Below are 10,892 nucleotides of genomic sequence, written 5' to 3' on the forward strand. Positions count from 1 at the left end.
TTAGGGTGATGCATGCGCTACGACCTGGTGATCTTCGACAACGACGGTGTCCTGGTGGACAGTGAGCCGATATCCAACCGGATTCTCGCGGCCTATCTGACCGAGCTGGGGCACCCGACCACGTACGAGGACTCCATCCGGGACTACATGGGCTCGGCCGTGCACCGCATTCACGACCTGGTCCTGGAGCGCTCGGGGCAGCGGCTGCCCGCGGACTTCGACGAGACCTTCCACGGTCGCGTCTTCGACGCCTTCCGGCGCGATCTCCTTCCCGTCCCCGGCGCCGCCGAGGTGCTGAGCACCCTCGAGACGGAGGGAGTGCCGTACTGCGTGGCGTCGTCCGGCAGCCATGAGCGGATCCGGGTGGCGCTCCGGAAGACGGGGTTGTACGAGCGCTTCGGGGAGAAGCGCATCTTCAGCTCGCAGGACGTGGGCCGGGGAAAGCCGGCGCCCGACCTGTTCCTGCACGCCGCCGAGGTGATGGGGGTGCCGCCGGTGCGCTGCGCCGTCGTCGAGGACAGCCCACTGGGGGTGCGGGCGGCCGTCGCCGCCGGAATGGACGTCTACGGATTCACCGCGATGACCCCCGGCGAAAAGCTCTCGCATGGCACGGCCCTCTTCACCTCGATGAGCGAGCTGCCCGCGCTGCTCGCCTGAGCAACAGGGGCCGTCAACCGGTGGCGTGCGCGTGTGGCCGTCCGGACCGCCCGATACGGTGGCCCGTATGAGCGGCGGCGCACTGTTGATGTGGGACGAGGCGGTCACCGGTTACGACTTCGGGTCCGGGCACCCGATGGACCCGGTGCGGCTGGGGCTGACCATGCGGCTCGTCGAGGCGTTCGGCCTGCCCAGCGCCTCCGGCCTGAAGGTGGTCTCGGGATCGCCGGCGGGTGATTCCACGCTGCGTCTCGTCCACCGCTCCGACTACATCGAGGCCGTGCGCCGGGTGTCGGCCGAGCCCCGGGCCGCGGACGGATCGTACGGCCTCGGCACCGAGGACGACCCGGCCTTCGCGGGGATGCACGAGGTCTCGGCGCTGATCGCCGGCCAGACGGTCGGGGCGGCCGAGGCGGTCTGGCGCGGGGAGGTGTCCCACGGTGTCAACTTCGCGGGTGGGCTGCACCACGCGATGCCGGGATCGGCGGCCGGTTTCTGCGTCTACAACGACGCCTCCCTGGCCATCGCCCGGCTGCTGGAGCTGGGGGCCGAACGAGTCGCGTACCTGGACGTGGACGTCCACCACGGGGACGGTGTCCAGGCGGCCTTCTGGGACGATCCCAGGGTCCTCACGATCTCGCTGCACGAGCACCCCCGCATGCTCTTCCCCGGAACCGGCTGGCCCGAGGAGACCGGAGGCGAGAAGGCGGAGGGCGGCGCGGTGAACATCGCCGTCCCGCCGGGCACGTCCGACGGCGGCTGGCTGCGCGCGCTGCACGCGGTGGTGCCGGAGCTGCTGAGGTCCTTCCGGCCCCAGGTACTGGTGACCCAGCACGGCGCGGACACCCACATCGAGGACCCGCTGGCGCATCTGGCGGTGACCGTCGACGCCCAGCGGGTGGCAGCCATGGTCTGCCACCACTGGGCGCACGAGTACGCGGAGGGACGCTGGCTGGCCCTCGGCGGCGGAGGGTACGCGGTCGTGGACGTCGTACCGAGATCCTGGACCCATCTGGTGGCGATCGCGGCGGGGGAGCCGATCGCGCCGGAGACGATGATCCCGGAGGACTGGCGGCGGCAGGTGTACGCGCGGACGCGGCAGGACGCGCCGCGGCGGATGACGGACGGCCGTGAGCCGCTGTGGTCGGACTGGGAGTCGGGGTACGACCCGGCGAGCGCCCTGGACCAGGCGGTGATCGCCACGCGGCGCGCGGTGTATCCCGCGCACGGGCTGCTGCCGTAGCCGCCCGTGCGGGCTCCTACGCACCTTGGCCCGTGCGCTGTCGGCGGGGTGATGTCCCGGCCTCGCACCGGCGCAGGGTAGACGTGTCGACATAACGACCCGGTTCGGGGTACGTACGCACCTGTCCCGGTGCGTACGGGGAGGCGCGGTGGCCCATGAGGCCGGGGTGCGGACCGTTTTGGATGCGCCGGTCGCACACTCCTACCGCCCCCTCCGCCATGGGGTCGGTCGCGGGCGCGGCGGTCATGGCGGGGGAGGGCCGCGCCGACCGGTGTCCGGAGGTGCGGAGAGGCCTGCGGAGCAGGTCAGCCGGGTATCGGGAGGATAGGGCGAGCGGACGGGAGGCGATGCCGCCGGGTCCGCCGGACGGTCGGCGGGGCGGATGCCGGCAGCCCTCCCGCCGTATGGTCCGGCGCCGTCGGAGCAGTGCGCTCCACTTGATCGTTATGTGCTCAATCATTCACGTCTGTCACACTAGAGGGGTAATAGCTACTCCTCTTCCCCACTTGCATCACCCGCCCCTAATCTGGGGAGGAGCGCGCATGCGAGCAGGAGTCACCGGAGGGGAAGCCGGTGTCCGACATGTGCGGAAGGTTCAGGTGTGACATGGCTGCTGCTGAGAGGCCTCTGAACGAGGTCGTGTTCCTGACCGTGGCGGAAGTCGCCTCGGTGATGCGAGTGTCCAAGATGACCGTGTACCGGCTGGTGCACAGCGGTCATCTGCCGGCGATCCGGGTGGGCAGGTCCTTCCGGGTGCCGGAGCAGGCTGTCCACGAGTATCTCCGCGGTTCCTACGTGGGGGTGGAGAAGAGCGCGTAGCCGTACGAGCCGACGAGTCCGTCGGCCCCCGTGTCACAAGCACCGCCCGGTGCCGGGTAGGCTGAGCCGACGTAGGTCGTGTGGGCTCGGACGCCCCGCACCGAGTGACGAAGTGAGCGAGGGTAAGTCGTGGGCTCTGTTATCAAGAAGCGGCGCAAGCGGATGGCCAAGAAGAAGCACCGCAAGCTGCTCAAGCGCACGCGCGTACAGCGCCGCAACAAGAAGTGAGCGGGCGCGCCGCACACTGATCACCGCCCTCCCGCCGATGTGCCGGCGGGAGGGCGGTGGCGTTCCGCCACGGGACGACGGCCACCCGATACGGTGGCGGAGGAACCGGAACGGGATCAGCGGGCCGGCCGGGTGTCCGGACGAGGGCTTCCCGGGTGTGGGCCGCCGTACGGGAGAGGGAGCAACCGGTGGGCAAGGTCGTGCTCGTCACGGGAGTCGCCCGGCAGCTCGGCGGGCGCTTCGTGCGGCGGATCCTGCGGGATCCCGGTGTCGACCGGGTCGTCGCCGTGGACGCCGTGCCGCCCGAGCACCACCTCGGCGGTGCCGAGTTCGTCCAGACCGACATCCGGCAGCCGACCGTCGCCGGACTGCTCGCCGAGTACGGCGTGGACACCGTCGTCCACCTGGACGTCAGCGGTATGCCGCTCCTGCCGCGCGGCACCCGGGCGTCGGTGAAGGAGACCAACGTCATCGGCACGATGCAGCTCCTCGGTGCCTGCCAGAAGGCGCCGGCCGTACAGCGGCTGGTGGTGAAGTCCAGCACGAACGTCTACGGCTCCTCGCCGCGCGATCCGGCGGTCTTCGCCGAGACCATGGGGCCCAAGGCGCTGCCCGGCGGCGGCTTCGCCAAGGACGCCGTGGAGGTCGAGGGATATGTGCGGGGGTTCGCCCGCCGCCGTCCCGACGTGGCCGTGACGGTGCTGCGCTTCGCCAACATCCTCGGCCCGACCGCGGACACACCGCTCGCGGAGTACTTCCGGCTGCCCGTGCTGCCGACCGTCCTCGGATACGACCCGCGGCTGCAGTTCGTCCACGAGGACGACGTCGTCGAGGTGCTGCGGCTGGCCTCGCGGGAGCCGCGGCGCGGCACGCTCACCGCCGGGACGTTCAACATCGCCGGGGACGGGGTACTGCTGCTGTCCCAGGCCGCGCGGCGGCTGGGCAGGCCCACGCTGCCCCTGCTGCTCCCGGCCATCCGGTGGACCGGGACGGTGCTGCGCTCGGTGGGCGCCACGGACTTCTCGGCCGAGCAGATCCGGCTGCTGACTCACGGCAGGGTCGTGGAGACGACGCAGATGCGCGAGGTGTTCGGCTTCGAGCCGCGGTACACCACGGCCGGGGCCTTCGCCGACTTCGCGCGCAGTCATGGTCCGGGACTGCTGCCGCCGGAGAGACTCGCACACGCCGTGGACCGCATCGAGGAGGTCGTCCGCCATGGCTGACGCCAAGGTCATCCCGTTCGACGACGACCGCTCCCGGGGCGGTACGGGGCGCGCAGCCCGGGGGCGGCCCGCGGGCGGCGGGGCCCGGCGCCGTACCGGAGCGGGTGACGGAGACCACGGCGGCCGGGACGTCCCGGGTACGGGACGGGGCGCCGGGCGGAGCCCCCAGGGCGGGGTACAGCCGCCGCTCGCCGCCGTGCCGGCGGGACCCGGGCCGGTGGCCGAGGACGTCCGGGGCACCGATGAGCCCGGGGGCGCCGGGGAGATCGGAGAGGCCGGAGGAGCCGGGGAGACCGGGGAAGCCGGGGAGCGGGCCGCCCGGGAGACGTCCGGACCGGCGGCGGACGCGTCGCGGGCGACGGGCCGGGAGGCGGAGGACTGGGACCGCAGGATCGCCCGCGGTCTGGCGTTCCTGCGGCGCCGGATCACCGGCGACTACGAGGTCGACGAGTTCGGCTACGACGCGGAGCTCACCGACCAGGTGCTGCTGTCCGGGCTGCGGCCGCTGTACGAGAAGTACTTCCGGGTCGAGGTGCTGGGCATCGAGAACATCCCGGCCGAGGGCGGCGCCCTGGTGGTGGCCAACCACTCCGGGACGCTGCCGCTGGACGCGCTGATGCTCCAGGTCGCCGTGCACGACCACCATCCGGCGCGGCGGGCCCTGCGGCTGCTGGCGGCCGACCTGGTGTTCGTGCTGCCGGTGGTCAGTGAGCTGGCCCGGAAGGCCGGGCACACCCTGGCGTGCGCGGAGGACGCCCAGCGGCTGCTGGAGCGGGGTGAGATCGTCGGGGTGATGCCGGAGGGCTTCAAGGGGCTCGGCAAGCCGTTCTCGGAGCGCTACAAACTCCAGCGGTTCGGGCGCGGGGGTTTCGTCTCGACGGCGCTGCGCGCGGGGGTGCCGATCGTGCCGTGCTCGATCGTGGGAGCGGAGGAGATCTACCCGATGATCGGCAGCTCCAGGACGCTGGCGCGGCTGCTCGGCTTCCCGTACTTCCCGGTCACGCCTACCTTCCCGTGGCTGGGACCGCTGGGGATGGTGCCGCTGCCGACGAAGTGGACGATCCAGTTCGGCGAGCCGGTGCCGACGGGCGACTACCCGCCCGAGGCCGACGAGGACCCGATGCTGATGTTCAACCTGACGGACCAGGTGCGCGAGACGATCCAGCACACCCTCTACCGGTTGCTGGTGCGGCGGCGCTCGGTCTTCTTCTGAGCGTTCTCCCCGGGGCTTCCGGGAGGCCCTTCCGGGTGACGGCGGGTGCGGCCGGGTGCCCGCGCGGGCACCCGGCCGCACCCGCCGTCACCCGGAAGGGCCTCCCGGAAGCCCCGGGGAGAACGCTCAGAAGAAGACCGAGCGCCGCCGCACCAGCAACCGGTAGAGGGTGTGCTGGATCGTCTCGCGCACCTGGTCCGTCAGGTTGAACATCAGCATCGGGTCCTCGTCGGCCTCGGGCGGGTAGTCGCCCGTCGGCACCGGCTCGCCGAACTGGATCGTCCACTTCGTCGGCAGCGGCACCATCCCCAGCGGTCCCAGCCACGGGAAGGTAGGCGTGACCGGGAAGTACGGGAAGCCGAGCAGCCGCGCCAGCGTCCTGGAGCTGCCGATCATCGGGTAGATCTCCTCCGCTCCCACGATCGAGCACGGCACGATCGGCACCCCCGCGCGCAGCGCCGTCGAGACGAAACCCCCGCGCCCGAACCGCTGGAGTTTGTAGCGCTCCGAGAACGGCTTGCCGAGCCCCTTGAAGCCCTCCGGCATCACCCCGACGATCTCACCCCGCTCCAGCAGCCGCTGGGCGTCCTCCGCGCACGCCAGGGTGTGCCCGGCCTTCCGGGCCAGCTCACTGACCACCGGCAGCACGAACACCAGGTCGGCCGCCAGCAGCCGCAGGGCCCGCCGCGCCGGATGGTGGTCGTGCACGGCGACCTGGAGCATCAGCGCGTCCAGCGGCAGCGTCCCGGAGTGGTTGGCCACCACCAGGGCGCCGCCCTCGGCCGGGATGTTCTCGATGCCCAGCACCTCGACCCGGAAGTACTTCTCGTACAGCGGCCGCAGCCCGGACAGCAGCACCTGGTCGGTGAGCTCCGCGTCGTAGCCGAACTCGTCGACCTCGTAGTCGCCGGTGATCCGGCGCCGCAGGAACGCCAGACCGCGGGCGATCCTGCGGTCCCAGTCCTCCGCCTCCCGGCCCGTCGCCCGCGACGCGTCCGCCGCCGGTCCGGACGTCTCCCGGGCGGCCCGCTCCCCGGCTTCCCCGGTCTCCCCGGCTCCTCCGGCCTCTCCGATCTCCCCGGCGCCCCCGGGCTCATCGGTGCCCCGGACGTCCTCGGCCACCGGCCCGGGTCCCGCCGGCACGGCGGCGAGCGGCGGCTGTACCCCGCCCTGGGGGCTCCGCCCGGCGCCCCGTCCCGTACCCGGGACGTCCCGGCCGCCGTGGTCTCCGTCACCCGCTCCGGTACGGCGCCGGGCCCCGCCGCCCGCGGGCCGCCCCCGGGCTGCGCGCCCCGTACCGCCCCGGGAGCGGTCGTCGTCGAACGGGATGACCTTGGCGTCAGCCATGGCGGACGACCTCCTCGATGCGGTCCACGGCGTGTGCGAGTCTCTCCGGCGGCAGCAGTCCCGGACCATGACTGCGCGCGAAGTCGGCGAAGGCCCCGGCCGTGGTGTACCGCGGCTCGAAGCCGAACACCTCGCGCATCTGCGTCGTCTCCACGACCCTGCCGTGAGTCAGCAGCCGGATCTGCTCGGCCGAGAAGTCCGTGGCGCCCACCGAGCGCAGCACCGTCCCGGTCCACCGGATGGCCGGGAGCAGCAGGGGCAGCGTGGGCCTGCCCAGCCGCCGCGCGGCCTGGGACAGCAGCAGTACCCCGTCCCCGGCGATGTTGAACGTCCCGGCGGTGAGCGTGCCGCGCCGCGGCTCCCGCGAGGCCAGCCGCAGCACCTCGACGACGTCGTCCTCGTGGACGAACTGCAGCCGCGGGTCGTATCCGAGGACGGTCGGCAGCACGGGCAGCCGGAAGTACTCCGCGAGCGGTGTGTCCGCGGTCGGGCCGAGGATGTTGGCGAAGCGCAGCACCGTCACGGCCACGTCGGGACGGCGGCGGGCGAACCCCCGCACATATCCCTCGACCTCCACGGCGTCCTTGGCGAAGCCGCCGCCGGGCAGCGCCTTGGGCCCCATGGTCTCGGCGAAGACCGCCGGATCGCGCGGCGAGGAGCCGTAGACGTTCGTGCTGGACTTCACCACCAGCCGCTGTACGGCCGGCGCCTTCTGGCAGGCACCGAGGAGCTGCATCGTGCCGATGACGTTGGTCTCCTTCACCGACGCCCGGGTGCCGCGCGGCAGGAGCGGCATACCGCTGACGTCCAGGTGGACGACGGTGTCCACGCCGTACTCGGCGAGCAGTCCGGCGACGGTCGGCTGCCGGATGTCGGTCTGGACGAACTCGGCACCGCCGAGGTGGTGCTCGGGCGGCACGGCGTCCACGGCGACGACCCGGTCGACACCGGGATCCCGCAGGATCCGCCGCACGAAGCGCCCGCCGAGCTGCCGGGCGACTCCCGTGACGAGCACGACCTTGCCCACCGGTTGCTCCCTCTCCCGTACGGCGGCCCACACCCGGGAAGCCCTCGTCCGGACACCCGGCCGGCCCGCTGATCCCGTTCCGGTTCCTCCGCCACCGTATCGGGTGGCCGTCGTCCCGTGGCGGAACGCCACCGCCCTCCCGCCGGCACATCGGCGGGAGGGCGGTGATCAGTGTGCGGCGCGCCCGCTCACTTCTTGTTGCGGCGCTGTACGCGCGTGCGCTTGAGCAGCTTGCGGTGCTTCTTCTTGGCCATCCGCTTGCGCCGCTTCTTGATAACAGAGCCCACGACTTACCCTCGCTCACTTCGTCACTCGGTGCGGGGCGTCCGAGCCCACACGACCTACGTCGGCTCAGCCTACCCGGCACCGGGCGGTGCTTGTGACACGGGGGCCGACGGACTCGTCGGCTCGTACGGCTACGCGCTCTTCTCCACCCCCACGTAGGAACCGCGGAGATACTCGTGGACAGCCTGCTCCGGCACCCGGAAGGACCTGCCCACCCGGATCGCCGGCAGATGACCGCTGTGCACCAGCCGGTACACGGTCATCTTGGACACTCGCATCACCGAGGCGACTTCCGCCACGGTCAGGAACACGACCTCGTTCAGAGGCCTCTCAGCAGCAGCCATGTCACACCTGAACCTTCCGCACATGTCGGACACCGGCTTCCCCTCCGGTGACTCCTGCTCGCATGCGCGCTCCTCCCCAGATTAGGGGCGGGTGATGCAAGTGGGGAAGAGGAGTAGCTATTACCCCTCTAGTGTGACAGACGTGAATGATTGAGCACATAACGATCAAGTGGAGCGCACTGCTCCGACGGCGCCGGACCATACGGCGGGAGGGCTGCCGGCATCCGCCCCGCCGACCGTCCGGCGGACCCGGCGGCATCGCCTCCCGTCCGCTCGCCCTATCCTCCCGATACCCGGCTGACCTGCTCCGCAGGCCTCTCCGCACCTCCGGACACCGGTCGGCGCGGCCCTCCCCCGCCATGACCGCCGCGCCCGCGACCGACCCCATGGCGGAGGGGGCGGTAGGAGTGTGCGACCGGCGCATCCAAAACGGTCCGCACCCCGGCCTCATGGGCCACCGCGCCTCCCCGTACGCACCGGGACAGGTGCGTACGTACCCCGAACCGGGTCGTTATGTCGACACGTCTACCCTGCGCCGGTGCGAGGCCGGGACATCACCCCGCCGACAGCGCACGGGCCAAGGTGCGTAGGAGCCCGCACGGGCGGCTACGGCAGCAGCCCGTGCGCGGGATACACCGCGCGCCGCGTGGCGATCACCGCCTGGTCCAGGGCGCTCGCCGGGTCGTACCCCGACTCCCAGTCCGACCACAGCGGCTCACGGCCGTCCGTCATCCGCCGCGGCGCGTCCTGCCGCGTCCGCGCGTACACCTGCCGCCGCCAGTCCTCCGGGATCATCGTCTCCGGCGCGATCGGCTCCCCCGCCGCGATCGCCACCAGATGGGTCCAGGATCTCGGTACGACGTCCACGACCGCGTACCCTCCGCCGCCGAGGGCCAGCCAGCGTCCCTCCGCGTACTCGTGCGCCCAGTGGTGGCAGACCATGGCTGCCACCCGCTGGGCGTCGACGGTCACCGCCAGATGCGCCAGCGGGTCCTCGATGTGGGTGTCCGCGCCGTGCTGGGTCACCAGTACCTGGGGCCGGAAGGACCTCAGCAGCTCCGGCACCACCGCGTGCAGCGCGCGCAGCCAGCCGCCGTCGGACGTGCCCGGCGGGACGGCGATGTTCACCGCGCCGCCCTCCGCCTTCTCGCCTCCGGTCTCCTCGGGCCAGCCGGTTCCGGGGAAGAGCATGCGGGGGTGCTCGTGCAGCGAGATCGTGAGGACCCTGGGATCGTCCCAGAAGGCCGCCTGGACACCGTCCCCGTGGTGGACGTCCACGTCCAGGTACGCGACTCGTTCGGCCCCCAGCTCCAGCAGCCGGGCGATGGCCAGGGAGGCGTCGTTGTAGACGCAGAAACCGGCCGCCGATCCCGGCATCGCGTGGTGCAGCCCACCCGCGAAGTTGACACCGTGGGACACCTCCCCGCGCCAGACCGCCTCGGCCGCCCCGACCGTCTGGCCGGCGATCAGCGCCGAGACCTCGTGCATCCCCGCGAAGGCCGGGTCGTCCTCGGTGCCGAGGCCGTACGATCCGTCCGCGGCCCGGGGCTCGGCCGACACCCGGCGCACGGCCTCGATGTAGTCGGAGCGGTGGACGAGACGCAGCGTGGAATCACCCGCCGGCGATCCCGAGACCACCTTCAGGCCGGAGGCGCTGGGCAGGCCGAACGCCTCGACGAGCCGCATGGTCAGCCCCAGCCGCACCGGGTCCATCGGGTGCCCGGACCCGAAGTCGTAACCGGTGACCGCCTCGTCCCACATCAACAGTGCGCCGCCGCTCATACGGGCCACCGTATCGGGCGGTCCGGACGGCCACACGCGCACGCCACCGGTTGACGGCCCCTGTTGCTCAGGCGAGCAGCGCGGGCAGCTCGCTCATCGAGGTGAAGAGGGCCGTGCCATGCGAGAGCTTTTCGCCGGGGGTCATCGCGGTGAATCCGTAGACGTCCATTCCGGCGGCGACGGCCGCCCGCACCCCCAGTGGGCTGTCCTCGACGACGGCGCAGCGCACCGGCGGCACCCCCATCACCTCGGCGGCGTGCAGGAACAGGTCGGGCGCCGGCTTTCCCCGGCCCACGTCCTGCGAGCTGAAGATGCGCTTCTCCCCGAAGCGCTCGTACAACCCCGTCTTCCGGAGCGCCACCCGGATCCGCTCATGGCTGCCGGACGACGCCACGCAGTACGGCACTCCCTCCGTCTCGAGGGTGCTCAGCACCTCGGCGGCGCCGGGGACGGGAAGGAGATCGCGCCGGAAGGCGTCGAAGACGCGACCGTGGAAGGTCTCGTCGAAGTCCGCGGGCAGCCGCTGCCCCGAGCGCTCCAGGACCAGGTCGTGAATGCGGTGCACGGCCGAGCCCATGTAGTCCCGGATGGAGTCCTCGTACGTGGTCGGGTGCCCCAGCTCGGTCAGATAGGCCGCGAGAATCCGGTTGGATATCGGCTCACTGTCCACCAGGACACCGTCGTTGTCGAAGATCACCAGGTCGTAGCGCATGCATCACCCTAA

The 10,892-nt window shown here is 71.9% G+C and carries 12 protein-coding genes; 6 read left to right on the plus strand and 6 right to left on the minus strand.

The genetic code is table 11. The features are described from left to right. The first annotated feature begins 12 nt into the window (after positions 1-12). The 6 genes from V1L54_RS29125 to V1L54_RS29100 all read left to right on the plus strand — a co-directional run bounded on the left by V1L54_RS29125 (position 13) and on the right by V1L54_RS29100 (position 5,383). On the plus strand, positions 13-657 hold the full coding sequence (locus V1L54_RS29125; RefSeq protein ID WP_330121158.1) for an HAD family hydrolase: 645 nt from the start codon (positions 13-15) through the stop codon (positions 655-657). 67 nt (positions 658-724) lie between these two features. Then, a complete protein-coding gene (locus V1L54_RS29120; RefSeq protein WP_330121159.1) occupies positions 725-1,900 on the plus strand; it encodes an acetoin utilization protein AcuC in 1,176 nt (391 codons plus the stop codon). 606 nt (positions 1,901-2,506) lie between these two features. Next, a complete protein-coding gene (locus V1L54_RS29115; protein WP_158239648.1) occupies positions 2,507-2,719 on the plus strand; it encodes a helix-turn-helix domain-containing protein in 213 nt (70 codons plus the stop codon). Positions 2,720-2,848: 129 nt separating this feature from the next. After that, positions 2,849-2,947, plus strand: coding sequence for a 30S ribosomal protein bS22 (locus V1L54_RS29110; protein WP_003948845.1), 99 nt, complete (start codon positions 2,849-2,851; stop codon positions 2,945-2,947). 188 nt (positions 2,948-3,135) lie between these two features. Continuing rightward, a complete protein-coding gene (locus tag V1L54_RS29105) occupies positions 3,136-4,170 on the plus strand; it encodes an NAD-dependent epimerase/dehydratase family protein (protein WP_330121160.1) in 1,035 nt (344 codons plus the stop codon). Beyond that, a complete protein-coding gene (locus V1L54_RS29100; protein ID WP_330121161.1) occupies positions 4,163-5,383 on the plus strand; it encodes a lysophospholipid acyltransferase family protein in 1,221 nt (406 codons plus the stop codon). The genes V1L54_RS29105 and V1L54_RS29100 overlap by 8 nt, the downstream gene beginning before the upstream one ends. A 126-nt stretch (positions 5,384-5,509) precedes the next feature. Here the strand turns inward: V1L54_RS29100 and V1L54_RS29095 are convergent, their stop codons facing one another. From V1L54_RS29095 to V1L54_RS29070, 6 genes are all read right to left on the minus strand, one after another. Beyond that, complete coding sequence (locus V1L54_RS29095; RefSeq protein WP_330121161.1) at positions 5,510-6,730, minus strand: lysophospholipid acyltransferase family protein; 1,221 nt, start codon at positions 6,728-6,730, stop codon at positions 5,510-5,512. Continuing rightward, complete coding sequence (locus V1L54_RS29090) at positions 6,723-7,757, minus strand: NAD-dependent epimerase/dehydratase family protein (protein WP_330121160.1); 1,035 nt, start codon at positions 7,755-7,757, stop codon at positions 6,723-6,725. Before V1L54_RS29090 ends, V1L54_RS29095 begins: the two co-directional genes overlap by 8 nt. Positions 7,758-7,945: 188 nt before the next feature. After that, positions 7,946-8,044: a 30S ribosomal protein bS22 gene (locus V1L54_RS29085; RefSeq protein ID WP_003948845.1), complete on the minus strand. Its 99-nt coding sequence runs from the start codon at positions 8,042-8,044 to the stop codon at positions 7,946-7,948. A 129-nt stretch (positions 8,045-8,173) separates the two neighbouring features. Beyond that, positions 8,174-8,386, minus strand: a complete 213-nt coding sequence (locus V1L54_RS29080) for a helix-turn-helix domain-containing protein (RefSeq protein ID WP_158239648.1) — start codon at positions 8,384-8,386, stop codon at positions 8,174-8,176. Between the two features lie 606 nt (positions 8,387-8,992). Further along, positions 8,993-10,168: an acetoin utilization protein AcuC gene (locus V1L54_RS29075; protein ID WP_330121159.1), complete on the minus strand. Its 1,176-nt coding sequence runs from the start codon at positions 10,166-10,168 to the stop codon at positions 8,993-8,995. 67 nt (positions 10,169-10,235) lie between these two features. Then, positions 10,236-10,880, minus strand: coding sequence for an HAD family hydrolase (locus V1L54_RS29070; protein WP_330121158.1), 645 nt, complete (start codon positions 10,878-10,880; stop codon positions 10,236-10,238). Positions 10,881-10,892 lie beyond the last annotated feature (12 nt).

It is taken from the genome of Streptomyces rubellus (assembly GCF_036323805.1).
Taxonomy (GTDB): domain Bacteria; phylum Actinomycetota; class Actinomycetes; order Streptomycetales; family Streptomycetaceae; genus Streptomyces.

Excerpts from the sequence above, each read along its gene's own strand:
- V1L54_RS29075 (WP_330121159.1), bottom strand. The coding sequence starts at position 10,168 with ATGAGCGGCGGCGCACTGTTGATGTGGGACGAGGCGGTCACCGGTTAC.
- V1L54_RS29095 (WP_330121161.1), bottom strand. The coding sequence starts at position 6,730 with ATGGCTGACGCCAAGGTCATCCCGTTCGACGACGACCGCTCCCGGGGC.
- V1L54_RS29115 (WP_158239648.1), top strand. The coding sequence starts at position 2,507 with ATGGCTGCTGCTGAGAGGCCTCTGAACGAGGTCGTGTTCCTGACCGTG.
- V1L54_RS29070 (WP_330121158.1), bottom strand. The coding sequence starts at position 10,880 with ATGCGCTACGACCTGGTGATCTTCGACAACGACGGTGTCCTGGTGGAC.
- V1L54_RS29125 (WP_330121158.1), top strand. The coding sequence starts at position 13 with ATGCGCTACGACCTGGTGATCTTCGACAACGACGGTGTCCTGGTGGAC.
- V1L54_RS29120 (WP_330121159.1), top strand. The coding sequence starts at position 725 with ATGAGCGGCGGCGCACTGTTGATGTGGGACGAGGCGGTCACCGGTTAC.
- V1L54_RS29100 (WP_330121161.1), top strand. The coding sequence starts at position 4,163 with ATGGCTGACGCCAAGGTCATCCCGTTCGACGACGACCGCTCCCGGGGC.
- V1L54_RS29080 (WP_158239648.1), bottom strand. The coding sequence starts at position 8,386 with ATGGCTGCTGCTGAGAGGCCTCTGAACGAGGTCGTGTTCCTGACCGTG.